This is a genomic window from Nocardiopsis dassonvillei subsp. dassonvillei DSM 43111 (genome assembly GCF_000092985.1).
Classification (GTDB): domain Bacteria; phylum Actinomycetota; class Actinomycetes; order Streptosporangiales; family Streptosporangiaceae; genus Nocardiopsis; species Nocardiopsis dassonvillei.
This window is the reverse complement of record NC_014210.1, coordinates 2,799,007-2,821,240: the sequence shown is the minus strand read 5'-3', so window position 1 is coordinate 2,821,240 and position 22,234 is coordinate 2,799,007. Positions and strand designations below refer to the sequence as shown.

Here is a 22,234-nt window from a genome sequence, read left to right as displayed (position 1 = left end):
CCGCCGACCCCACCCCCGATCCGCGCGTACGAAGGAGCAGCGTGTTCCCCACAGACGAAGTCGGCGGCGACGCCGTCACCACCCTGCTGTTCGCCGTCACCGTCCTCGGCCTGCTCGTGCTCGCCGGGGTCGTGCTGCGGCTGCTGATCGCCCCGCTGCGCCGCCTGTTCGTCCCGGCCGCGCTCATCGGCGGCGTCCTGGGGGCCGCGCTGGGGCCCTACGGCGCGGGGCTGTTCCCCGAGAGCATGACCGGCACCTGGGCCGCGTTGCCCGGGGTGCTGATCACCGTGGTCTTCGCCCCGATGCTCATCGGCGTGCGCATCCCCAACCCGCGCAGGAGCTACCACCTCATCGCGCCGCAGCTCCTGTTCGGCTACATGGGCGACCTCCTGATGATCGGCGTCCCCGTGCTGGTGTGCGCCGCGCTGCTCATGCCCTTCTGGGACGTGAACGCGATGTTCGGCACCGTCATCGAGGTCGGCTGGCCGGGCGGGCACGGCACCGCAGCGGGAATGGGGCCGGTCTACGCCGAACTGGGCTGGACCGACGGCGGCGCGCTCGCGCTGGCGGCGGCCACCGCCGGGCTGGTGTTCGGGATCGTGGTGGGCATGGTGCTCATCAACATCGGTGCCCGCCGCGGCCACCTGCGCCACCTCAGCGCGGACCGCGGCGAGGAGGCGCCCGAGGTCCTGCCCGAGGAGGCGCGGACCCCGATGGGGCGCGTGACCCTCAACAAGGACCTCGTCGACGGACTGGCCTTCCACGGGGCGCTGATCGCCGCGGCGGTGCTGATCGGCTGGGTGCTCCAGTACTTCCTCGGACTCGTGATCCCCGGCATGCCGCTGTTCCCGCTGGCGATGATCGGCGGCGGCGTCGTACAGGCGGTCATCTCGCGGACCCGGCTGGGCGAGGCGGTGGACCCCGGCAGCCTGCGCGCCATCCAGGGGGTCGCGCTCGACCTGCTGGTGGTCTCTGCGGTCGCGTCCATCGCGGTGCCCGTCGTGCTCGGCAACATCGTGCCGCTGCTGGTTCTGGTCGCGGTCGCCGCGCTGGTCACGGTGGGCTTCTTCTACTGGGCGGGTCCGCGGATGTTCCGCGACTCCTGGTTCGAGCACGCCATCGTCAACTTCGGAACGCTGACGGCGGTGGCCTCGGTCGGCCTCATGCTGCTGCGCACGGCCGACCCGGAGCTCAGGACCGACGCCGCGCGGGCCTACGCGCTGCGCGCGCCCTTCTTCAGCCCGATCGCCGGAGGCGGGATGCTGACGGCGCTGCTGCCGCTGATCGCGGTGAACTACGGGCCCTGGGCGCTGGGCGTCGGAGCGCTCCTCGCCGCGGCGGCGGTGTACGTGCTCGCGCGGGTGCTGGGGATCTGGCGGCGGCCCGGAGCGGGCGTCGGCGCCGCGGCCGGGGGCTGAGCCGCCGGTTCCGGGCGCGAACGCGAGAGGCCCTCCCCGGGGGCGATTCCGGGAAGGGCCTCTCCTGTGCGGGGTTGGTCAGTCGGCGGACGGCTCCCGGCCGGTCCGCGCGGTGCCCGTGGCGCCGACCGTGCTCGTCGGCTCCGTCGGGGCACCGGCCTCGGGGGCCCGCGCGGCCTCCTCGGTCCCCTCGGTCTTAGCGGCCTCCGCGGCCGGATCGGGCAGGTCCAGGCTGTCCCGCAGCTGGACCCGGGGCAGGAAGAGCGCCAGCACCAGGCCGACGAGGGCGATGCCCGTGGCGAGCAGGAACAGGTCGCCGGTGGACGTGCCGTAGGCGCCCTCGACGATCTCGCGCAGGAACGGCGGCATGGCGTCCAGGTTCAGGGTGCCGGCGTCCCCGCCTCCGGCGGTGGCGCTCACCCCGGACTCGGACAGGCCGTCGGAGATGTTCGTGGAGACGCGGTTGGCCAGGAAGGCGCCCAGTACGGACACGCCCATGGTGCCGCCCAGGGTGCGGAAGAAGGCGACCGTGCCGCTGGCCGCGCCGATCTCGCGCAGCGGGACGGAGTTCTGCACCACCAGGACCAGGTTCTGCATGGACATGCCGACCCCCAGCCCCATCAGCACCATGCCCCCGCACACGATGAGCAGCGGCGTGGTCGCGTCGATGGTGGCCAGCACCAGGAAGCCCAGGGTCAGCGTGACCATGCCGGTGACCACGTAGGACTTGACCCGTCCCGAACGCGAGACCATGCGCCCGGACACGGTCGAGGAGATCATCGTCCCCAGCATGAGCGGGGCGGTCAGCAGACCGGCCTCGGTGGGGGAGTAGCCGCGCGCCAGCTGGAAGTACTGGCCCAGGAAGACCGCCCCGCCGAACATCGCCATGCCGACCGCGGAGCTGGCCAGGATGGCGATGGCGGTCTCGCGCCGCATGACCAGGTGCAGGGGCACGACCGGCTCCGACACGCGCGCCTCCACCCACACGGCCAGGCCGAGCAGCAGCAGGCTTCCGGCGACCATGGCCCCGGACTGCCAGGAGATCCAGGCGAAGTCGTTGCCCACGAAGGTCACCCACAGCAGCAGGAGGCTGACGCCCGCGGCGATCAGCGCGGCGCCCGCGTAGTCCACCTTCGTGTCGGGGCGGCGCACGTCCACCAGCTTGAGCGTGCGGCTCAGCGCGACCAGGGCCACCAGCATGAACGGCACGCCGATGAGGAAGCACCAGCGCCAGCCCAGGCCGGGCAGGTCGGCCAGCAGCCCGCCGATCAGCGGTCCGCCGACGGTGGCCACGGCCATCACCGCGCCGATGTAGCCGTTGAGGGTGCCGCGCTGCTTGGGGCTGACCATCGCGGCGATGATCACCTGGACCAGGACCTGCGAGGCGCCCATGCCCAGGCCCTGCACGGCCCGGAACGCGATGAGCTGGCCGGTGGTCTGCGCGAACCCGCACAGCAGCGACGAGACGATGAACAGCCCGATCGAGAGCTGGAGCAGCTTCTTCTTGTCGAAGAGGTCGGCCAGCTTGCCCCAGACCGGAGTGGAGGCGGTGGAGGCCAGCAGGGTCGCGGTCACCACCCACGTGTACTGCGACTGGCTGCCGTCCAGCGCCCCGACGATCTGGGGGAGGGCGACCGACACGATCGTGCTGCTGAGCATCGTCACGCCCAGCACTATGAGCAGGCCGCTCAGGGAACGCAGGATCGAGGGCTGCCCGGTGTCGGGTAAGGGACGGGAAGTGCGCACGGATGGACCTCTGAGAAGGAAGACGGGGCGGCGCGGGAGGCCGCGGGACTGCTCGGTTGCCGTGGGTGGCCAAAAATGTGCAGAAGAGGCATTTTTGCACCCACTGTAGAATATCACCGGGGTCACGATCCGGGGGCTGGTCGAACGTGGGAAAGCCGACATCCGCCTCAGGGAATGCCCGCGCCGTTCGCCGGGCGTCCGTCCTCGGCCCGTGCCCGCTCCACGCCGCTCCCCGGGGTCCGCGCCGGTCCCGCGTCCTCCGTCGGGGCGCCCGACCCGCGCCCCCGTGATCCCGTTCACGGTTCGGTCCGGGTCCTCCCGCGTCCCCGTCCGCGATCCGGCCCGCCTCCTCACTCCGCGGTGCGCCCGATCCCGGTCCGCGGCCCGCGTCGCTCCTGATCAGCGCCCCGCCGCGCCCGCGTGCCGTGTCCCTCGGTCCGGTTCCCGCGGGGTGTCAGCCTCGCGGACGGATCCTCGACGGCGGGGGAGGGGGTCGAAGACAGGCGCGGTCCGCGCGCATGGCGCTCCTCCGATGGGGCAGACTGCCGAGGTAACCCTCGAAAAACTGTCTTCTCGAAAAACGAGCTACAAGGACGCGCATGACCTCCCTCCTCTTCGCCGCCTTCGCACTGGCCCACCTGTGCCTGACCGCCTGGCTGGTCCGGCTGGCGCTCTCCCGGCGCTCCCCGCACACCTGGCTGGTGGCGGTCGTGGCCGCCGGACTCGTCTACGACAACGGGATCGTGGCGCTGGGCTCCACCATCGGCGCCGGAGACCTCCTGCTCGCGCTGAACCTGCCGCGCTTCGTGGTGCACGCCCTGGTCACGCCTCTGCTCATCGTCTTCGCCGCCGGGGCGGCCCGCGACGCCGGGCTCGCCTGGGCCCGCCCGCGCGCGGTGCGCGCCGGGTTCTGGCTGCTGGCGGCCGCCCTCATCGTCTACGGCGTCGTGACCGAACTCGTGGGGCTCACCCTGGTGCCCGGCCGCGAGGGCGACGCGCTGCGCTACTCGGCCGCCGAGTCGGCCCTGCCGGTCCCGGCCGTGACGACCGTCGTCGTGCTGCTCGTGGTCGGGGTGGCGCTGCTGGTGCGGGCGCGCAGCGGGTGGATGCTGCTGGGCGCCGCCGTCATGTTCGCGGCCTCGGCCGTGCCCACGGTGCCGCTGGCGGTGGGGAACATGGGCGAGGTGGCGCTCATCGCCGGGCTCGCCCTCACCGCGCGCCGGGCGGACCGCGCCTCCGTCAGGCCCTCGGCGCCGTCCCGGTGAAGAGGGCTTGGAGGACCTGGTCGGCGTAGGCGCGTGGGTCAGGGGGCTCTCCGGCGACAGCGACCGGTGGTACAGAGGACCCGGACAGAGGGCCCGACAGGATCGCCGTGCCCGGGCCGATGGCGTGGTCCCGCGCGATCTGCCCCTTGTGCCGGGCCGCGCCGACGACGGGCGCGCGGTCAGACGGCGGGGATGGCGGTCCCGGTGAGCTGCTCGGAGACCCGCCAGACCCGCTCGGCCTCGTCGGCGCCGCGCAGCGGGGTGTAGAGCCGCTGCTCGGCGGGCGGGCCGCCGAGGTTGCCGGGGCCGCTCGGGCTGTAGAGCATGCCCGGCTCGGCGGCCGGGTCGGTCGCGGCCATGAGGGCGGGCAGCTTCGCGCTCTCGACGGTGCCCAGCAGGATGCCGCGGGCCGAGAGCGCGCGGATCAACCGCACGCCCAGGGTGTCCCGGTCGCGGCCGAGTTCGGGGCGGGCGGCCAGGAGGCTGGTCGGTGCCACCCCGGGGTGGGAGAGGTTGCTGGTGATTCCCCAACCGTGGGCCCTGCTGCGGCGTTCCAGTTCGAGGCCGAAGAGACCGAACGCGATCTTGGACTGGCTGTAGGCGCGCATGCCGTCGTAGGAACGCTCCCAGTTCAGGTCGTCCCAGTTGACGGCGCCCCGCCTCGCGGCGACGCTGATCTGCGAGGTCACCCGCGCCCGACCGGCGCGCAGCAGCGGTAGGAGGCGGCCCACCAGGGCGAAGTGGCCGAGGTGGTTGGTGCCGAACTGGACCTCGAAGCCGTCCGCCGTGGTCTGCCGGTCCGGCGGGGTCATCACACCCGCGTTGTTGATGAGGATGTGGATCGGCAGGCCCTCCTCGCGGAGCGTGTCGCCGAGGGCCGCGACCGAGGCGAGAGAGGACAGGTCGAGGTCGCGCAGCGAGACCCGGGCGTCGGGGCGACTCCGGCGGATCCTGGCGATCGCGTCCTCGCCCTTGCGCGGATTGCGGACGGGCATGATCACCTCGGCGCCCGCGGCGGCCAGCCTCATGGCCATCCCCAGGCCCATCCCGTCGCTGGCGCCGGTGACGAGCGCGCGCCTCCCGGTCAGGTCCGGCACGGTGATGTCGATGGTTCGACGCGGCATGGCTCTGCTCCCTCGTGTCCTCACGGACGCGCGTTCGGGCGGTTCCCGCTCCCTCCGTACCTGGTGCACGGTGCGCAGGAACGATCCTCCGCCCAAGGCGGGGTCGGTAACCACGGCCTCCCGATCCCAGGATCGGCGGGTCACCCCTCGCGCCTCTTCCACCTCCTCGACGGTAAGGGGGGATCGGCGGTCCGTGGTTACCGCCGCGCGCGCAAGGTAGACACGGAGCAGCACCACTGGGAAGAAGGAGTGCCGTGATCGATCGCACCGGGCTGGCCGAGTTCCTCCGCACCCGCCGGGAAGCGCTGCAACCCGAGGACGTCGGGCTGCCGCGCGGGCAGCGCCGCAGGACCAGCGGACTGCGGCGCGAGGAGGTCGCCGCGCTGTGCCACATGTCGACCGACTACTACTCGCGGCTGGAGCGGGAGCGCGGACCGCGGCCGTCGGGACAGATGCTCTCCTCCATCGCCCAGGGGCTGCACCTGTCACTGGACGAGCGCGACCACCTGTTCCGCCTGGCCGGACACAACCCGCCCCCGCGCGGCACGGTCAGCGACCACGTCAGCCCCGGCCTGCAACGGGTCCTCGACCGCCTGGACGACACGCCCGCGGAGATCGTCACCGAACTCGGCGAGACCCTGCGCCAGTCCCCGATGGGCGTCGCGCTGACCGGGGACACGACGCGGTTCACGGGGCCCGAACGCAGCTCGGGGTACCGGTGGTTCACCGATCCCGACTCCCGAAGGATCTACGCGCCCGAGGAGCACCCGTTCCTCACCCGCATGTACGCCTCGGGTCTGCGCGAGATCGTCACCCTGCGCGGCCCCGACTCGCGGGCCGCCCGCCTCGCCGACCTGCTCCTGGACCGGAGCGAGGAGTTCCGGCGGGTGTGGGAGGACCACGAGATCGGTGTGCGCCCCCACCACGTCAAGCACTTCGTGCACCCCGAGGTCGGTCCCCTGGAGCTGAACTGCCAGAGACTGGTCGACCCCGGCCAGGCCCACTCGCTGCTCGTCTACACCGCCGTCCCCGGCAGCGAGAGCCACGACAGGCTGCACCTGCTGTCGGTCATCGGAGCCCGGGCGCTGGGCTGAGCACCCGCCGCCACGCCTCCCCCGCCCGTCACGGGCCGGAGGCGGCGATCTCCTGGCCCCTGTCCAGGACGGCGCGCGGGTCCCCGTCCGGGGCCACGGCCGTGCCCAGCTCCCCGGCCATCGTGCCGCGCAGCTGGGCCCAGACCGGTTCGTAGGTGGGGTCCAGCCGTGCCTCGGGGATCTGCTCGACGTACTGCCCCACGTCGGGGTCGTCGCGGAACTCCTCGACGCCGGACTCGGTGGTCGGCAGCAGCCCCTCGACCTCCAGGTAGGCGGTGTAGTTCTCCGGTTCGTAGAAGTAGTCCAGGAACTCGGTGACCAGCTCCTGGTTGCCGGGGTTGTCGAAGGCCACCAGGTAGTCCTGGATGCCGTGGGTGGAGGGCTCGGCGCCGCCGTTGGTCGGGTGGGTCGTCGTGCCGTAGTCCACGCCCGCCTCGTGCACCGGGTCCAGGAACGCGCTGCCGCCCAGCGGCGCGTACACCATGGCGGCCCTGCCCTGGGCGAAGAGCGGCCACGTGCCGTCGGGGCGGTTGGTCTGCCCGGGGTTGGGCTGGGTGGCTTCGTGCTCCACCACCAGGTCCCGGAGGAACTCCAGCGTGGCGACGTTGCGGTCGCTGTTGACCGTCCACTCGCCGTCCTGCTTCCAGCCGCCGCCGTTGGAGCGCGCCCACGTGCCGAACTCGTAGTCGCCGCCGTCGAAGCCCAGCGCCAGCGCGTAGGGGACGTGGTCGCCGGGGAGCGCCTTGACGCGCTCCGCCGCCTCCAGGAACTCGTCCCAGGTCCGCGGGGGCTCGCTGATCCCGGCCTCGGCGAAGATGGTCCGGTTGTAGTACATCGCGTTCACCGTCGCGACGAACGGCAGGGCGTACTGCTCACCCTCCAGCGAGGCGTTCTCGGCCAGGACCGGGACGAAGTCGGTGAACTTGTCCTCGGGCAGCACGTCCCGCGCCGGGTGCAGCAGGCCCGCCTCGGCGTAGTCGGCGAAGAGGTTCGTGTTGAGGATGTCGGGGAACTGCCGGGTCTGCACCATCGTGTTGACCTGGTTCTGGAGGTCGTCCCAGCCGATCACCCGCAGCCGGACGCTCGTGCCGGGGTGGTCGGCCTCGAAGTCCTGGATCAGGTCGGTCCAGTAGGGCTGGGTCCCCTCGGTGTACTGCGCCACGACCAGCTCGATGGTGTTCGGGTCCCCGCCCCCGTCCCCACCGCACCCCGCGGCGAGCAGCGCGGCCGCCGACAGCGCGGCGGCCACGGCGGTGGCCCGCGGTCTCTGTCTCCTCATCGACTACCCTTCCCTTCCGCTTCCCGGCGGGGACGCGTCAACGAACACTGCCCGTGCTCAGGCCGCTGACCAGGTACTTCTCAATCAGGGCGAAGAGGACCACTGTGGGGACGACGGCCATCAGCCCGGCGGCGAAGAGGTACTGGTAGTTCGTCTCGTACAGGCCGATGAACTGCTGGACCCCCACGGTCAGCGGCACCCTGCCCTGCGAGGGGTCGTTGAACAGGGTCAGCGCGACGATGAACTCGTTCCACACCTGGATGAAGGTGAAGACGACCACCGTGATGATCCCCGGCGCCGACAGCGGGACGACGATCCCGAGCATGGTCCGGAAGCGGCCGAGGCCGTCCATCATGGCCGCCTCCTCGGTCTCCCGCGGGACCGCCCGGAAGTGGGTGTTGAGGATCCACACCGCGAAGGCGATGTTGAAGGCGGAGTTGACGGCGATGATGAACCAGTAGGAGTTCACCGCGCCGAGGAAGAGCGCCTCCCGGTACAGCCCGATGATGAGCGCCACCGCCGGGAACATCTGGGTGATGAGGATCAGGCCGAGGAAGGTACCCTTACCCCGGAAGTCGGAGCGGGCGACGGCGTAGGCGGCGGGCGCGGCCACGGCGAGCACGACCAGGGTCGAGACCCCGGCGACGGTGAGGCTGACCCGGAAGTACTCCGCCAGCGGGATCCGGCTCCACACCTCGACGTAGTTCGACCACGCCCAGTCCTGGGGCAGGTAGGTCGCGGGGACGGCGAACAGCTCCGCGTCGGTCTTGAGCGAGCCGAGGAACATCGCGGCGTAGGGGGCGAGGAAGAACAGGGCGACCAGCGCCCCGACCAGGGGGAGGACGGCGCTCCTGACGCGGCGCCACACCCGGCCGCCCGCGTCCGCCGCCGGGCGCAGGAGTGGAGCGCACGCGCTCGTCGCGCGCCCGCGCAGGGACGACCACGAGCGCGCGGCCCGGCCGGTGAGCGAGCGGACGCCGCCGGGCACCGCCGAGGCCAGGACGCGGCCCGCCCGGTCGCGGCGGCCCGGCCGCAGCAGCCAGGCCAGGAACGCGATCAGCCCGACCAGGAAGGCCACGTTGAGCACCGCGAGCGCGGCGGCCTCGCCCGGGTCCAGCTGCTCCTTGAAGGCGATCTTGTACATCCACGTGACCGTGGTGTCGGCGTGGTTCCCGGCGATCGAGCCGGTGATCACCCAGATGAGCGTGAACGCGTTGAACACGTGCAGCATGTTCAGCACGAACGCCACCAGCAGTGAGGGGCGCAGCAGCGGCAGGGTGACGTGCAGCCACCGCCTCCAGGCCCCGGCGCCGTCGATCCTGGCCGCCTCGTGCACCTCGGTCGGGATCGTCTGGAGACCGGCCAGCAGGACGTAGGTCGTGAAGGGGACCGACGTCACGACGCCGACGACCATGATCGAGGCGAAGGCCGTGGCGGGGTCCTTGTACCACTCGTGCGGTGCGTCGAGGACCGACAGGTCCATCAGCAGGCGGTTGACCAGGCCGTTGCCGCCCTCCAGCAGGAACCGCCAGACCGTCGCGGTCATCACCAGGGAGGCCGCCCAGGGCACGACGACGGAGAGCCGTACGAGTCGGCGCCCGCGGAACTCCTTGGTGAGGAACTGGGCCAGGGCCAGGGACACCAGGAGCGTCACCCCGAGGACGACCACCAGCCACGCCAGCGTGTTGGCCACCACCCCGGGCAGCGCGGGCTCCCCCAGCAGCCGCCGGTAGTTGTCCAGCCCCGTGAACCCCTGGATCTGCCCGATCCGGTCCACGGCCAGGAAGGACAGCCAGACCATGTAGAGCGCGGGGAAGACGATGACCAGGCCGATGAGGGCGGTGGCGGGCAGCAGCCAGCGCGTCGCCGACGTGCGCCGCCACAGGTCACGGGCGGGCCGGGGCGGGGTGTCCCCGGAGCGGCCGCCGGGGCGGTCCCGACCGCCCCGGCGGTCCGGCGGGGGGAGCGGGGCGCGTTCGCGCTCCGCTCCGACCCCGCCCGTGGGCCGCGCGGTGTCAGCCATGTCCGTTTCGGGTGTACGCGAGGACCATGGTGAGCGCTCCCTCCGGTAGTCGATGAGTGACTATCGTCACGTTCTGGTTGATTGGTGTCAAGCTTTAGATCCTCCTTCTGTTCACTAGTAATCATCATGTGCTCATGTAATGATCGTTGGGTGTGACCGGCCCGAGCCCGGGCCCGACCGGGCGCCGCGCCCGTCCGCCGGAGCGGGCGAACGGTCGCCGCGACGGCCTCGGCCGCCGCCGAGGCGGCCAGAAGGGGGAACGAGCATGCCCGACGACGCGAGCCGACCCGCGGTCATCCCGGTGCCGACGCTGACGGAACCGCGTCCGGGCGCCCTCCGGCTGGACCGCGGACTCTCCCTGCGCGTCGAACCGGAGGCCGCGCTGGCGGGCGCGCTGTTACGCGAGGTCCTGGCCCCGCTGACCGGACCTGGGGCCGGGGGCGGTCCGGGCGGCGGTCCTGCCCCCGTCACCGTGCGCGTGGACCCCCGACGGGCCCGCGAACACGGCTACACGCTGACCGTGGACACCGACGGCGTCGAGATCGTCGGCGCGGACCCGGTCGGGGCCTTCCACGGCGCGCAGACCCTGCGCCAGCTCCTGCCCGCGCGGCTGTGGCGGACGGGCGCGTCCGCGCGGGGCGCGGGCATCCCCTGCACGCGCGTGGAGGACCACCCCCGGCTGCGCTGGCGCGGCCTCATGCTGGACGTGGCCCGGCACTTCCTGCCCAAGGACTTCGTCCTGCGCCTGATCGACCTGCTCGCCCTGCACAAGCTCAACGTCCTGCACCTGCACCTGACCGACGACCAGGGCTGGCGGATCGAGGTGCCCGGCTACCCCCGGCTGACGGAGGTCGGCGCGTGGCGGGCGCGCACCGTGGTCGGCGACGACCTCGGCACGAGCCCCGATCCGGTCTACGACCAGACCCCGCACGGCGGCTACTACACCGAGGCCGACCTGCGCGAGATCGTGGCGCACGCCCGCGACCGGTGCGTCGAGGTGGTCCCGGAGATCGACATGCCCGGCCACATGCAGGCGGCCATCGCCGCCTACCCCGAACTCGGCAACACCGGCGCCCCGACGATCGTGCGCGAGCGCTGGGGGGTGGGCACCCGCCTGCTCAACGTGGACGAGACCGCGCTGCGGTTCTGCCGCGACGTCCTGACGCACGTGATGGACGTTTTCCCCGGCCGGTACGTCCACTGCGGCGGGGACGAGGTCCCCAAGGACGAGTGGCGCGACAGCCCCCGCGTGCAGGAGCACATCCGCCGACTGGGGCTCGCGGACGAGGAGGAGCTCCAGGGCTGGTTCACCGGGTACATCGCCGCGTTCCTGGCCGAGCACGGCCGCACGCTGGTGGGCTGGGACGAGGTCCTGGACGGGGGAGCGCTCCCCGCCGACGTGGCGGTGATGGCCTGGCGCGAGCAGGAGAGGGGCGAGGCCGCGGCCCGGCTCGGCCACGAGACGGTCATGGCGCCCACCAGCCACGTGTACCTCGACTACTACCAGGACGAGGACACCGCGGCCGAGCCCCTCGCCTTCGGCGGCGGCTTCGTGCCGCTGTCCACCGTCTTCGACTTCGAACCGGTGCCCGCCGCGCTGGACGGGGAGGCCGCCCGGCGCGTCGTCGGCGCCGAGGCCCAGATGTGGACCGAGTACGTGGCCACCGAGGAGCACACCGAGTACATGCTCTTCCCCCGCCTGTGCGCCTTCGCCGAGGCCGTCTGGCGCCAGCCGGGCGAGCGCGGCCACGACCGCGCCGACTTCCTCGCCCGGCTGCGCGCGCACCTGGAGCGCCTGGACGCCCTCGGGGTCGGCTACCGGCCGCTGGACGGAAGGAACGGCCCGTGAGTCCCTCAGGCCCGGGCCGCGGTTCAGGCCTGGACGACCTCGACCCCGGCCCTGGTGAAGCCGTCCACGACGTCGGGGTCCGCGTCCTTGTCGGTCACCAGGACGTCGATACCGGCGACCGGCAGGATCCGGGCGAAGGCCCGCTGGCCGATCTTGTGGCTGTCCGCGGCCACGATGACCCGCTCGGCGCGCCGGGCGAGCAGCGTGTTGGCGGCGGCCTCGTCCTCGTCGAAGGCCATGGCGCCGATGTCGGCGCCCACGGCGTCGGCCCCGATCACGGCCACGTTCAGGGAGAGCGTCTCCAGGACCCGCTCGGCGAGCGGCCCCACCAGCTCGTAGGAGCGGGGGCGCACGACCCCGCCCACGACGACCACCTTGATGTGGGGGCGCACCAGGAGTTCGGTGGCGATGTTGAGCGCGCTGGTCACCACGGTCAGGCCGCGCCCGGGGTCCTCGCCGCGGAAGCTCTCGTGCAGGGCCAGGGCGCGCGCCACCTGGGTGGTCGTGGTGCCGCCGTTGAGGCCGACGACCGAACCCGGGGGGACCAGGTCCGCGATCGCCTGGGCGATGCGCTCCTTCTCCTCGGCGTGCCGGGCGGCCTTGTAGCTCAGCGGCAGGTCGTAGGAGACGGAGGAGGCCAGGGCGCCGCCCCGCGTGCGGGTCAGGAGCTGCTGCTGCTCCAGGTGGTCGAGGTCGCGCCGGACGGTGGCCGGGGAGACCCCCAGCTCCTCCACCGCCTCGTCGACGGAGAGGGACCCGCGCTCGGAGAGCAGTTCGAGCACAGCCGTCAAACGCTGGTGGCGGTCCATGACGTCCCCCAAGGACAAACTGTTGATCCAATCTGACTGTTAACCGACTATATCGATCAAAAACAATCAGGCTAACGATGCTTCGTGCGCGTCGTCGCGCACCGCACGCGGAGGACGGGCCGTCACAGCACTCCTACCCGACCCGGCAGCGGGGCGCACGGCGGGACACACCGCGAACGGGGCCGCGGGCGGGGACGGGGATCCGGCGTCCGGACGAGGGCGCCGGGCCGCTCCCCGCGGCGGGCGCGAGGGCCCCGCAGCCAGCAAGGGAGATCCTAGATGAACACCCATGTCACCGCGGAGATCGCCAGCCAGCCGCAGTGCTGGCGGCGCGTCGCGGACGCGCTGGCGTCCGCCGAACCCGCGCTGCCGCGTCCGGGGGAGCGCACGGCCGTCGTCGGCTGCGGCACGTCCTGGTTCGTCGCGATGTCCTACGCCGCCCTGCGCGAGCGGGCCGGGCAGGGCGGGACCGACGCGTTCCCGGGTTCGGAGGTGCCGCCCGGCCGCTCCTACGACCGCGTCGTGGCCATCAGCCGCTCCGGCACGACGACCGAGGTCACGGACCTGCTCAGGGCGGCCCGGGACGTGCCCACCACCGTGATCACCGCCGTGCCCGGCTCGCCGGTCACCGAACTCGCCGACCTGAGCGTGGTGCTGGACTTCGCCGACGAGAGGTCGGTGGTGCAGACCCGCTACGCCACGACGGCGCTCGCCCTGCTGCGCGCCCACCTGGGCCACGACGTCGAGCGCTTCGCCCGCGACGGCGAGCGGGCCCTGGAGGCCCCGCTGGACCCCCTGGTCCGCGCCGAACAGATCACCTTCCTCGGCCGGGGGTGGACGGTGGGCTTGGCGCACGAGGCGGCGTTGAAGTCGCGTGAGGCGGCGCGGATGTGGACGGAGGCCTACCCGGCGATGGAGTACCGCCACGGCCCCCTCACCATCGCCGAGCCGGGACGGCTCGTGTGGTCCTTCGGCGAGCCGCCCGCGGGCCTGGCCGCCGAGGTCGAGGCCACCGGCGCCGCCTTCCGCGCCAGCGACCTGGATCCTCTGGCCGACCTCGTCGTGGCCCAGCGCCTGGCCGTCGCCCTCGCCGAACGGCGGCGGCTCGACGCGGACCGGCCCCGCAACCTCACCCGTTCGGTCGTCCTCGCGGACGAGCCGACGTGAGCGCCGTCGTCGCCGTCGACGTCGGCGGAACCCTGACCAAGGCGGCCCTCGTGGACGCCGACCACAGGGTGCTCCTCGCCCGCAGGACGCCCACGCCCACGGGACCCCGCGTCGCCGAGGCCGTGATCGACACCGCCGCCGCCCTCGTCGGGGAGCTGCGCTCCGCGTCCCGGGACGCCCCGGTCGCGGCGGTCGGGGCGGTCGTCCCCGGCATCGTCGACGTCGGGCGCGGGGTGGCGGTGTGGTCGGAGAACCTCCTCTGGCGCGACGTGCCGGTACGCGACCGGCTCGCCGAGCGCTGCGGGCTGCCCGTCGCCCTCGGGCACGACGTGGCCGCCGGAGGCCTGGCCGAACAGCGGCTCGGCGCCGCGCGCGGCCACGAGGACGCCGTCTTCGTCCCCATCGGCACCGGCCTGTCGGCGGCCCTGCTCCTGGGCGGGCGGGCGCACACCGCGGGCGGCTTCGCGGGCGAGATGGGACACGTGGACGTGGGCCACGGCGGGCCGTGCGCCTGCGGCGCCACCGGGTGCCTGGAGGCGATCGCCTCGGCCGCGGCCATCGCCCGCCGCTACGCCGAGCGCACGGGGCGGCCCACCCGGGAGGCCCGTGAGGTGGCCGACCTCCTCGTACGGGGCGACCCCGACGCCAGGCGGGTGTGGGACGAGGCCGTGGACGCCCTGGCGCTCGGCCTCTCCTGGATCAGCGCCGTGCTCGCCCCGCGGGTCATCGTGGTCGGCGGCGGTCTGGCCCGGTCCGGCGAACTGCTGCTCGCCCCGCTGCGCGAACGGCTCGAAGCCCGCCTGACCTTCCACCGGCGTCCGGACGTGGTCCCCGCCGCGCTGGGCGACGAGGCCGGGTGCCTGGGCGCGGCGCTGCTGGCCCGGGAACTGCTGGAGCGCCCGTGAACACGACCGGCGACCGTGACCGCGCCCGGACCGAGCCCCGGGTCTTCCCCGGCCGCGACCGCACACCCCGGGCCGTCCGCGGCCGCGACCGCCGCACACCTGCGGCCTCCGGGAGGAGCACGTGATCGTCACCGTCACCGCCAACCCCGCCGTCGATACGACCTACGAGGTCGACGCCCTCGTACCGGGCCGCTCCCTGCGGGTCTCGCGCGTGTGGGAGCGCCCGGGCGGCAAGGGCCTCAACGTGTCCCGGGTCCTGCGCGGGCTCGGCGAGCCCACGCTCGCGGTCGCCCCCCTCGGCGGACCGACCGGCCGGTGGATCGCCCGCGCCCTGACCGGGGACGGGCACCGTCTGCGGGTGGTGCCCATCGAGGGCACGACCCGGCGCACCCTGACCGTCGTGGGCACCGACACCACGGTCCTCAACGAACCGGGCCCGCCGCTGAGCGCCCGGGAACGGGCCGCGCTGACGGAGGCGGTGCGCGACGCGCTGACCGGCGCCCGCGCGCTCGTGCTCTCCGGCAGCCTGCCCCCGGGCGCACCGGACGACCTGTACGCGGAACTGGTGCGCGTCGCCGCGCGGGCGCGCGTTCCCGCCGTCGTCGACGCCACCGGCCCGGCGCTGCTGGCCGCGGCGGCGGCCGGGGCCGCGGTGGTCAAACCGAACGCGGACGAGCTGCGCGCCACCACCGGCGGATGCGGCGCCGACGCCGCCCGCCAACTGCTGCGGGCCGGGGCCCGCAGCGTGGTCGTCTCCCTCGGGAGCCGGGGCCTGCTGGCCTTCCACGGCGACCGGGGGTGGCGGGCGGGCGCGGTCCCGGGCGTGACCGGCAACCCGACCGGAGCCGGGGACGCGGCGGCCGCCGCGATAGCCCTGGGCACGGCCGCCGCCGACCCCTGGCCCCGGACCCTGGCCCGCGCCGCCGCGCTCGGCGCCGCCGCCGTGCTCGCCCCCACCGCGGGAGAGGCCGACCCGCGGGCCTACCGCGCGTTCCTGCCCACCGTGCACGTCGAGGAGTACGCATGACACTCGTTGGGATCACCACGCTGCTGGAGCGGGCCGTCGCCCGACGCGGGGGCGTCGGCGCCTTCAACGTCGTCCTGTTGGAGCACGTCGAGGCGCTGATCGCCGGAGCCGAGCGCGCCGCGGCCCCCGTCGTCCTCCAGATCAGCCAGAACTGCGTGCGCTACCACGGGGCGCTGGCCCCCCTCGCGCTGGCCACGCTCGCCGCCGCCCGCGAGGCGGCCGTGCCGACCGCCGTCCACCTCGACCACGCCACCGACGTCCCGCTCGTACGCGAGGCGATCGAGCTGGGCGTCACCAGCGTCATGTTCGACGCCTCCGCGCTGGACTACGAGGACAACGTCGCGGCCACCCGCGCGGTGGTCGGCTACTGCCACACCCGCGGCGTCGCGGTGGAGGCCGAACTCGGCGAGGTCGGCGGCAAGGACGGCGTCCACGCCCCGGGCGCGCGCACCCGGCCCGAGGAGGCGGCGGAGTTCGTCCGCGCGACCGGGGTGGACTCGCTGGCCGTCGCGGTCGGCACCTCGCACGCGATGCGCACCCGCGACGCCCGGGTGGACCACGAGCTCATCGGCCGCCTGAACCGGGCGGTCCCCGTGCCGCTGGTGCTGCACGGGTCGTCGGGGGTCGCCGACGCCGACCTGGTCAAGGCGGTGGACAGCGGCATGACCAAGGTCAACATCGCCACGCGGCTCAACGACGCCTTCTCCGGGGCGCTGCGCGCGCGGCTCGACGAACGGCCCGACCTGACCGATCCGCGGGCGTACCTGGCTCCGTGCCGTGACGCGCTGGCGGACGAGGCGCACGCCCTGCTCCGCCTCCTGCGCGCGGGGTGAGGAGCCTTCGGCGTCGCAGCGCGGTTTTCCTTTCCTGTTAAGAGGTTGCGGTCCTGAACATTCCCGCGGGAGTTTTCCCGTGCCGCGTTTTCCGGGGCCGGGGCGCCTGGAGACCCTCCCGTATCCCCGCTTTCCCGCGACCCGTGGAACACGCGGAGCCCCCGCGTCCCCGAGTTCCCCGGGCGTTCCCGCGTTCCCCTGGTTCCCCGGCCCGGGCGTTCCCGGCCGGCCCGTTTTCCCCCGCCTTGACCTCGGGGAGGTTTTGTCCCGGTCTTTCTCGGTAGTGGGTCAAGCCAAGGGCATGGCAAGAGAAATTCGGATAATGGCCGACGGCCAGGAGATCCATGAGTCAGGACAGCAAGGACGACGGTTCCCCTCCGCGCGAGGGACGACGCAAGACGATGATGCAGCGTCTGCGCGAGGCCCAGGAGCAGTTCGAGGAAGTGACCGGGCTGGAGGTCGAGGGCGTCTCCGGGTTCCAACGATCCGGAGACGGCTGGGACCTGACCCTCGAAGTACTCGAACTGCGCCGGGTTCCGGACACGGTGAGCCTGCTGGCCACGTATTCCGTGGAACTCGACGCCGACGGGGAGATCGAGGGGTACAAGCGCGGCAAGCGCTACACCCGCGGTCGCTCCGACGGCTGAGCCCGGCCGACCCCGGGCGGACGGGGAGCCTGCCCCCCACAACCTCACCGACGAAAGGAGCATGATTCCGATGACGGTGATGCAGCAGTCATCCGGAGGCGGCCGCAGCTCCGGCAACCTCTACGAGATCCTCGATCTCATCCTCGACAAGGGACTGGTGATCGACGTGTTCGCCAGGGTCTCCCTCGTGGGCATCGAACTCCTCACCGTCGACGTGCGCATCGTGGTCGCCAGCGTCGACACCTACCTGCGCTTCGCCGAGGCGTGCAACCGCCTCGACCTGACCAGCAGCGGCGGGGCCGGACTCCCCGACCTGCTCGACAGCGGCATGGAGAAGGGCGCGCGCAGCAAGTCCAAGGGCGCGCTCTCCGGTGCGGCCGAGGCCATCTCCGAGTCCTTCTCCAAGGGACAGTCCGACGAACAGGAGAAGCAGCCCGCGCGCGCCCGCCGGCGCTCCTCCGCCAAGAAGGAGGGCGAGGAGTGAGCACCTACGTCTACGGGATCGTCCGCGACGACGAGTCCCTCGACGGCGTCAAACTGTCCGGGGTTGGCCAGGACGCGGCGCCGGTGCGCTTCGTCCGCGCCTACGGCGTGGCCGCCGCGGTCAGCGACGCCCCCGAGGGCCTGCGCGCCAAGCGGCGCGACCTGGAGGCGCACCAGAACGTGCTCCAGGACCTGGCCCAGGCCCGCGGCGTCCTGCCCCTGCGCTTCGGCGCGGTGAGCGAGGACGACGACGCGGTCGCCGCCGAGCTGGCCCGCTTCGCCGACCACTACTCCGTGCTCCTGGACCAGCTCCAGGGCCGGGTGGAGTTCAACGTCAAGGCCAGCCACAACGAGGAGGCCGCCCTGCGCGCCGTGCTGCGCGCCGACGAGGGGCTGCGGGCCCGCAACGAGGAGCTCAAGGCGGCCGGGGGAGGCACCCCCGCCGAACGGATGGCCTTCGGGGAGCAGGTCTCCCAGGCGGTGGAGGAGCTGAGGCGCCGTGACGCCGAGGCCGTCCTGAAGCCCCTGGAAGGACTGGCCGAGCGCGTGTCCGCCTGGCCCGCCGTGGACGGCGGCCTGGCCAACGCCTCCTTCCTCGTGCACCGGGACCGCACCGGGGACTTCCTGCGCGAGGCGGCCCGGGTCCAACAGGAACTGGCCTCCTACATGGAGGTCCGCGTCAACGGACCCCTGCCGCCCTACAGCTTCGTGGCGTCCCCCCAACAGTGACCCCGCCGGGCGGGGACACCGAACAGGAGTCAGGGGCATGGGCCTCCTCAGCATGATCCTCACCGCTCCCGCCGCGCCTGTCCGGTTCGTCGACTGGACGGCGCGCCAGGTCCTGGACGCGGCGGAGCGGGAGCTGTACGACCCCTCACGCATCCGACAGCAGCTGGCGGAACTGTCCGAGCGCCTCGACGCCGGAGAGCTGTCCGAGAGCGAGTTCGACCAGGCGGAGGACGAACTGCTGGACCAGCTGGAGGAAGCCGAGCGGTACCAACAAGGTCTTCTATAGCGATATCGAGGTGAGATCCCGTGGGGGACACGGCGAAGATCGTGGCCGCCGCAGTGGGCGGCTACGTCCTGGGCCGGAGGAAGAAGTTCAAGCTGGCCCTGGGGCTGGGCCTCTACCTGGGGGCCAAGAAGCTCGACATCAAACCCGGACAGCTCGCCCAGGGGCTGCTCAAGGAGGTCTCCGCGCTCCCGGTGGTGGGTGAGCTCAAGGGCCAGTCCCGCGAGCAGCTGCTCAACGTCGGCAGGACCGCGGCGGGCAACATCGCCGGCAAGTGGGCGGGCGGCCTGGCCGACTCCCTCAACAGCCGCACCGAACGCCTGCGCGAGGGCGCGGCCGGGGCCGCCTCCGGCTCCGACGAGGACGGCTCCGACGAGGACGGCGCCGCGCGGGACGAGGCCGTCGAGGACGCGGACGAGACCCGGGACGACGGCGACGCCGAGGCCCGTGGCGAGCCGGGCGGGGACTCCGCCCCCGAGCGCCGGACCAGGCCCAAGGCCGCGAAGGCGTCCCGGGGCGCCGCCTCGGGCACCGCCGCCCGGACCAAGGGAGCCGCCGCGCGGACCAAGGGCACCGCCAAGCGCGCCTCGGCCTCCGCCAAACCCGCCCGGCGCAAGCGCGCCTCGGGCACCGGCGGAAAGGGGGGCGACGATGGCCGCGACGACTGACTCCCGGGGGCCGCTGGCCCGGCTGCGGTCGGCCGCCGACAGGAACGAGGGCACCTCCAAGCTCGCCGACGCCCTCCAGGACTACCTCAGCGCCAAGGCCACCAGCGTGGTGCACGGCGCGGCCCGCAGGCTCGGGGCCACGGTGGAGCGCCTCACCAGTGAGGGCGCCTCAGCCGCCCCCGTCGCGGCCGGGGTCGGCGGCAAGCTCGCCCAGGGCAAGAACCCGGTCAACGCCGTGGTCACCGGCGGGGCCAAGGGCCTCAAGGACAAGGCCAGGAAGGGCCTCAAGGACAAGGTCGGCCAGGGCCTGGGCACGGGTTCCTCCGGAGGGGGCGGCAAGCCCGGCAAGATGGTCAACATCGTCGAGGACGTCGACGTGGGCGTTCCGGTCCGCGTGGCCTACAACCAGTGGACCCGCTTCCCCGACTTCGGCTCCTTCGCCAAGGGCGTGCAGAGCGCGGAGCGCACCGGGGACACCTCCTCCCACTGGAGGGGCAAGGTCTTCTGGTCCAGCCGCAGCTGGAGCGCCGAGGTCACCGAGCAGGTCCAGGACCAGCGGATCGCCTGGTCGACCGAGGCCGCCAAGGGCACCATGAAGGGCGTCGTGACCTTCCACCCCCTGGGGGAGAACCTCACCCGCGTCCTGCTGGTGGTGGAGTACTACCCCAAGGGCCTCTTCGAGCGCACGGGCAACATCTGGCGGGCCCAGGGCAGACGCCTGCGCCTGGACCTCAAGCACTACCGGCGCCAGGTCATGATGCTGCCCCGGGACGAGGCGGCCGAACTCCGCGGCTGGCGCGGCGAGGTCCGCGAGGGCGAGGTCGTCCTCTCCCACGACGACGCCGTCGCCCTGGAGGAGGCGGACCTCACCGAGGAGCAGTGGGCCGAGCTGGAGGAGCTGGACCCCGACGAGCGGGCCGAACTCGCCGACCTGGACCCCGAGGAGCGGGCGGAGCTCGCCGACCTCGACGACGGGAGCGCGGAGGCCGCGGACGCCGAGCCCGAGGACCGGATCTTCGACGACGAGCCCGAGGACGGGTTCGAGGAGGAGCCCGAGGCCGCGGACGACGAAGAGCTTGAGGAAGAGCCCGAGGGCGAAGAGGAAGAAGAGGAAGAGGAGGAGTTCCTCGATGACGAGGCTGAGGGCCAGGACGCTGATGAGGCGGACGAGCAGGACCTGGAAGCAGAGGAGGGCGAGTACCCCGACGAGGAGGAGCGGCCCGCCGACGGGCGCTCCTGAGCCGGGGGCCGCCTCCGCCCCGCGGACCGGTGCCGCGACGGCGGTGCGCGCGTGACCCGTGGCCGCGACGGCTCCGCGGGACCGGGAGGGAACTGGTACGCATGAGTGAACCCACGCCCTGGCGGGGCGAGCCGAGGCAGATCCGCTCCTCGGGCGGATCCTCCTCCGCCAACCTCGCCGACGTACTCGAACGCGTTCTCGACAAGGGCGTCGTGATCGCGGGCGACATCAAGATCAACCTGCTGGACATCGAACTCCTCACCGTCAAGCTCCGGCTGCTCGTCGCCTCGGTGGACAAGGCCAAGGAGATGGGCATCGACTGGTGGGAGCACGACCCGGCCCTGTCCTCCCGCGCCTCGCGGCGCGAGGACGACGAGCTGGCCGAGGAGAACAGGCGCCTGCGCGAGCGCATCGAGGCCCTGGAGGAGCACCGCACCGCGCAGGTCACCGCGGCCGAGGCGGACCCCCTCGCCGAGGAGGGCTCCGGGACCCCGGCCGCGGAGGGCTCCGGCGCCCGGGAGGAGGGCGACCATGGAACGGCCTGAGCAGGCGAGCTACGTCTACGCGGTGTGCCGCCCCTTCGGCCCGGCGACCACCGACGGCATGACGGGCGTGGGCGGCCACCCCGTCCACCTCGTCGTCGAGGGCGACCTGGCCGCCGCGGTCAGCACCGTCCCCCTGGACGAGTTCGACGAGCGGGCGCTCCACGCCAAGCTGGAGGACCTGCGCTGGCTGGAGGAGGTGGCCCGCGCCCACCACGGCGTCGTGGACGCGGTGGCCCTGCGGTCCGTGGCCCTGCCGCTGCGGCTGGCCACCGTCTACCGCGGGGACGAACGGGTCCGCCAGGTCCTGCGCGAGAACGCGCAAGCCTTCGCGGCGACCCTGGACGAACTCGTGGACCGGGTCGAGGTCGGCGTGAAGGTCTACGCCGAGGCGGGCGCGCGCACCGCCGCGCAGCCCGAGCCGCGGACCCCCGCCGACGAGAGCCCGGGCAAGGCCTACCTGCGCAGGCGCAGGGAGCAGCGCGACCGCCGCGACGACACCTGGCAGCGGGCCTCCGCGCTGTGCGAGCGGGCCGACGGGGTCCTGGGCGCGATGGCCCGGGCGCGCGCCCAGCACCAGACGCAGAACGCCGCGCTGTCGGAGGCCTCCGGCGAGAACGTCATGAACAACGCCTACCTCGTGGACGGGGAGCGGGTGGCGGAGTTCCTCGCGGCGGTGGACGAGCTGAACTCCCGCGCGCCGGAGGGCACCAGGATCGAGGCCTCCGGGCCGTGGGCCCCCTACTCCTTCTCCTCCCCCCGAGCGGCGGAGGCGGGCGCGTGAGCACGGTGAACGGATCCGGCCCCGCCGGGAACGGCCCGCCCGGCACCGGCGGCTTCCCCGGCCAGGCCCACTCCCTGACCACGATGCTGGACGAGGACCACCCCCTGGCCAACCGGGAGATCTCCCTGGTGGACCTGCTCGACCGGGTCCTGGCCAAGGGGGTGGTCGTCTCGGGGGACCTGACCGTCTCCATCGCCGACGTGGACCTGGTCCGGGTCTCCCTGCACGCCCTGGTGTCGTCGATCAACGAGAACGTGCCCTCGCCCTGGGAGCACGGTCACCCCCTGAGCGGATGGATCCGCCAGGAGTGAGGACCGGC

General features: G+C 73.2%; 22 protein-coding genes. 17 read left to right on the top strand and 5 right to left on the bottom strand.

Translation table 11 applies throughout. The features are described 5' to 3' along the window. Positions 1-41 precede the first annotated feature (41 nt). Positions 42-1,418 (top strand): sodium/glutamate symporter, encoded by a 1,377-nt coding sequence (locus tag NDAS_RS11725; protein WP_013153399.1) that lies wholly within the window; start codon positions 42-44, stop codon positions 1,416-1,418. Positions 1,419-1,496: 78 nt separating this feature from the next. On the opposite strand, the gene NDAS_RS11720 is transcribed toward NDAS_RS11725, so the two are convergent. After that, entirely contained in the window at positions 1,497-3,077 is a 1,581-nt protein-coding gene (locus NDAS_RS11720; RefSeq protein WP_232051716.1) for an MDR family MFS transporter, read from the bottom strand. Positions 3,078-3,763: 686 nt separating this feature from the next. Between NDAS_RS11720 and NDAS_RS11715 the strand changes: the two genes are divergently transcribed. Next, positions 3,764-4,429, top strand: a complete 666-nt coding sequence (locus NDAS_RS11715) for a hypothetical protein (protein ID WP_013153397.1) — start codon at positions 3,764-3,766, stop codon at positions 4,427-4,429. Between the two features lie 179 nt (positions 4,430-4,608). Here NDAS_RS11715 and NDAS_RS11710 read toward each other — a convergent pair whose 3' ends face one another. Next, the gene (locus NDAS_RS11710; protein WP_013153396.1) at positions 4,609-5,553 is read right to left on the bottom strand and encodes an SDR family oxidoreductase; all 945 of its coding nucleotides are present in this window, start codon (positions 5,551-5,553) and stop codon (positions 4,609-4,611) included. A 254-nt stretch (positions 5,554-5,807) separates the two neighbouring features. Here NDAS_RS11710 and NDAS_RS11705 point away from each other — a divergent pair, with 254 nt between their 5' ends. Continuing rightward, complete coding sequence (locus NDAS_RS11705; RefSeq protein WP_013153395.1) at positions 5,808-6,647, top strand: helix-turn-helix transcriptional regulator; 840 nt, start codon at positions 5,808-5,810, stop codon at positions 6,645-6,647. Positions 6,648-6,675: 28 nt separating this feature from the next. Here the strand turns inward: NDAS_RS11705 and NDAS_RS11700 are convergent, their stop codons facing one another. Both NDAS_RS11700 and NDAS_RS11695 read right to left on the bottom strand, forming a co-directional pair. Continuing rightward, positions 6,676-7,926, bottom strand: coding sequence for an extracellular solute-binding protein (locus NDAS_RS11700; RefSeq protein WP_013153394.1), 1,251 nt, complete (start codon positions 7,924-7,926; stop codon positions 6,676-6,678). 37 nt (positions 7,927-7,963) lie between these two features. After that, positions 7,964-9,949 (bottom strand): ABC transporter permease, encoded by a 1,986-nt coding sequence (locus NDAS_RS11695; RefSeq protein ID WP_013153393.1) that lies wholly within the window; start codon positions 9,947-9,949, stop codon positions 7,964-7,966. Between the two features lie 265 nt (positions 9,950-10,214). Between NDAS_RS11695 and NDAS_RS11690 the strand changes: the two genes are divergently transcribed. Then, positions 10,215-11,798 carry a beta-N-acetylhexosaminidase gene (locus NDAS_RS11690; RefSeq protein WP_013153392.1) on the top strand — a complete coding sequence of 528 codons (1,584 nt, stop codon included), beginning with the start codon at positions 10,215-10,217 and terminating at the stop codon, positions 11,796-11,798. A gap of 23 nt (positions 11,799-11,821) precedes the next feature. On the opposite strand, the gene NDAS_RS11685 is transcribed toward NDAS_RS11690, so the two are convergent. Next, positions 11,822-12,607, bottom strand: coding sequence for a DeoR/GlpR family DNA-binding transcription regulator (locus NDAS_RS11685; protein WP_013153391.1), 786 nt, complete (start codon positions 12,605-12,607; stop codon positions 11,822-11,824). A gap of 279 nt (positions 12,608-12,886) precedes the next feature. On the opposite strand from NDAS_RS11685, the gene NDAS_RS11680 reads away from it, so the two are divergent. The 13 genes from NDAS_RS11680 (at position 12,887) to NDAS_RS11620 (ending at position 22,226) form a co-directional block, all read left to right on the top strand. Next, complete coding sequence (locus NDAS_RS11680; RefSeq protein WP_013153390.1) at positions 12,887-13,774, top strand: SIS domain-containing protein; 888 nt, start codon at positions 12,887-12,889, stop codon at positions 13,772-13,774. Beyond that, on the top strand, positions 13,771-14,679 hold the full coding sequence (locus NDAS_RS11675) for an ROK family protein (RefSeq protein ID WP_013153389.1): 909 nt from the start codon (positions 13,771-13,773) through the stop codon (positions 14,677-14,679). The genes NDAS_RS11680 and NDAS_RS11675 overlap by 4 nt, the downstream gene beginning before the upstream one ends. 121 nt (positions 14,680-14,800) lie before the next feature. Then, the gene (locus NDAS_RS11670; protein WP_013153388.1) at positions 14,801-15,706 is read left to right on the top strand and encodes a 1-phosphofructokinase family hexose kinase; all 906 of its coding nucleotides are present in this window, start codon (positions 14,801-14,803) and stop codon (positions 15,704-15,706) included. Then, positions 15,703-16,539: a class II fructose-bisphosphate aldolase gene (locus NDAS_RS11665; protein WP_013153387.1), complete on the top strand. Its 837-nt coding sequence runs from the start codon at positions 15,703-15,705 to the stop codon at positions 16,537-16,539. The genes NDAS_RS11670 and NDAS_RS11665 overlap by 4 nt, the downstream gene beginning before the upstream one ends. Positions 16,540-16,883: 344 nt before the next feature. Beyond that, positions 16,884-17,186: a gas vesicle protein GvpO gene (locus NDAS_RS11660; protein WP_013153386.1), complete on the top strand. Its 303-nt coding sequence runs from the start codon at positions 16,884-16,886 to the stop codon at positions 17,184-17,186. 70 nt (positions 17,187-17,256) lie between these two features. Next, complete coding sequence (locus tag NDAS_RS11655) at positions 17,257-17,670, top strand: gas vesicle structural protein GvpA (RefSeq protein ID WP_013153385.1); 414 nt, start codon at positions 17,257-17,259, stop codon at positions 17,668-17,670. Further along, positions 17,667-18,398, top strand: coding sequence for a GvpL/GvpF family gas vesicle protein (locus NDAS_RS11650; RefSeq protein ID WP_013153384.1), 732 nt, complete (start codon positions 17,667-17,669; stop codon positions 18,396-18,398). Before NDAS_RS11655 ends, NDAS_RS11650 begins: the two co-directional genes overlap by 4 nt. Before the next feature lie 37 nt (positions 18,399-18,435). Beyond that, complete coding sequence (locus NDAS_RS11645; protein ID WP_013153383.1) at positions 18,436-18,684, top strand: gas vesicle protein GvpG; 249 nt, start codon at positions 18,436-18,438, stop codon at positions 18,682-18,684. Between the two features lie 20 nt (positions 18,685-18,704). Beyond that, on the top strand, positions 18,705-19,349 hold the full coding sequence (locus NDAS_RS11640; RefSeq protein WP_013153382.1) for a hypothetical protein: 645 nt from the start codon (positions 18,705-18,707) through the stop codon (positions 19,347-19,349). After that, a complete protein-coding gene (locus NDAS_RS11635) occupies positions 19,333-20,589 on the top strand; it encodes an SRPBCC family protein (protein ID WP_013153381.1) in 1,257 nt (418 codons plus the stop codon). The genes NDAS_RS11640 and NDAS_RS11635 overlap by 17 nt, the downstream gene beginning before the upstream one ends. 101 nt (positions 20,590-20,690) lie before the next feature. Beyond that, complete coding sequence (locus NDAS_RS11630) at positions 20,691-21,134, top strand: gas vesicle protein (RefSeq protein WP_013153380.1); 444 nt, start codon at positions 20,691-20,693, stop codon at positions 21,132-21,134. Beyond that, positions 21,121-21,915: a GvpL/GvpF family gas vesicle protein gene (locus tag NDAS_RS11625; RefSeq protein WP_013153379.1), complete on the top strand. Its 795-nt coding sequence runs from the start codon at positions 21,121-21,123 to the stop codon at positions 21,913-21,915. Before NDAS_RS11630 ends, NDAS_RS11625 begins: the two co-directional genes overlap by 14 nt. Beyond that, complete coding sequence (locus NDAS_RS11620) at positions 21,912-22,226, top strand: gas vesicle protein (protein ID WP_013153378.1); 315 nt, start codon at positions 21,912-21,914, stop codon at positions 22,224-22,226. The genes NDAS_RS11625 and NDAS_RS11620 overlap by 4 nt, the downstream gene beginning before the upstream one ends. The last annotated feature ends 8 nt before the right edge of the window (positions 22,227-22,234 follow it).

What these genes read in the sequence shown, in the direction of transcription:
- NDAS_RS11720 (WP_232051716.1), bottom strand. Translation starts at nt 3,077, where the DNA reads ATGCTCAGCAGCACGATCGTGTCGGTCGCCCTCCCCCAGATCGTCGGG.
- NDAS_RS11715 (WP_013153397.1), top strand. Translation starts at nt 3,764, where the DNA reads ATGACCTCCCTCCTCTTCGCCGCCTTCGCACTGGCCCACCTGTGCCTG.
- NDAS_RS11710 (WP_013153396.1), bottom strand. Translation starts at nt 5,553, where the DNA reads ATGCCGCGTCGAACCATCGACATCACCGTGCCGGACCTGACCGGGAGG.
- NDAS_RS11700 (WP_013153394.1), bottom strand. Translation starts at nt 7,926, where the DNA reads ATGAGGAGACAGAGACCGCGGGCCACCGCCGTGGCCGCCGCGCTGTCG.
- NDAS_RS11695 (WP_013153393.1), bottom strand. Translation starts at nt 9,949, where the DNA reads ATGGCTGACACCGCGCGGCCCACGGGCGGGGTCGGAGCGGAGCGCGAA.
- NDAS_RS11690 (WP_013153392.1), top strand. Translation starts at nt 10,215, where the DNA reads ATGCCCGACGACGCGAGCCGACCCGCGGTCATCCCGGTGCCGACGCTG.
- NDAS_RS11685 (WP_013153391.1), bottom strand. Translation starts at nt 12,607, where the DNA reads ATGGACCGCCACCAGCGTTTGACGGCTGTGCTCGAACTGCTCTCCGAG.
- NDAS_RS11680 (WP_013153390.1), top strand. Translation starts at nt 12,887, where the DNA reads ATGAACACCCATGTCACCGCGGAGATCGCCAGCCAGCCGCAGTGCTGG.
- NDAS_RS11665 (WP_013153387.1), top strand. Translation starts at nt 15,703, where the DNA reads ATGACACTCGTTGGGATCACCACGCTGCTGGAGCGGGCCGTCGCCCGA.
- NDAS_RS11660 (WP_013153386.1), top strand. Translation starts at nt 16,884, where the DNA reads ATGAGTCAGGACAGCAAGGACGACGGTTCCCCTCCGCGCGAGGGACGA.
- NDAS_RS11655 (WP_013153385.1), top strand. Translation starts at nt 17,257, where the DNA reads ATGACGGTGATGCAGCAGTCATCCGGAGGCGGCCGCAGCTCCGGCAAC.
- NDAS_RS11645 (WP_013153383.1), top strand. Translation starts at nt 18,436, where the DNA reads ATGGGCCTCCTCAGCATGATCCTCACCGCTCCCGCCGCGCCTGTCCGG.
- NDAS_RS11635 (WP_013153381.1), top strand. Translation starts at nt 19,333, where the DNA reads ATGGCCGCGACGACTGACTCCCGGGGGCCGCTGGCCCGGCTGCGGTCG.
- NDAS_RS11630 (WP_013153380.1), top strand. Translation starts at nt 20,691, where the DNA reads ATGAGTGAACCCACGCCCTGGCGGGGCGAGCCGAGGCAGATCCGCTCC.
- NDAS_RS11625 (WP_013153379.1), top strand. Translation starts at nt 21,121, where the DNA reads ATGGAACGGCCTGAGCAGGCGAGCTACGTCTACGCGGTGTGCCGCCCC.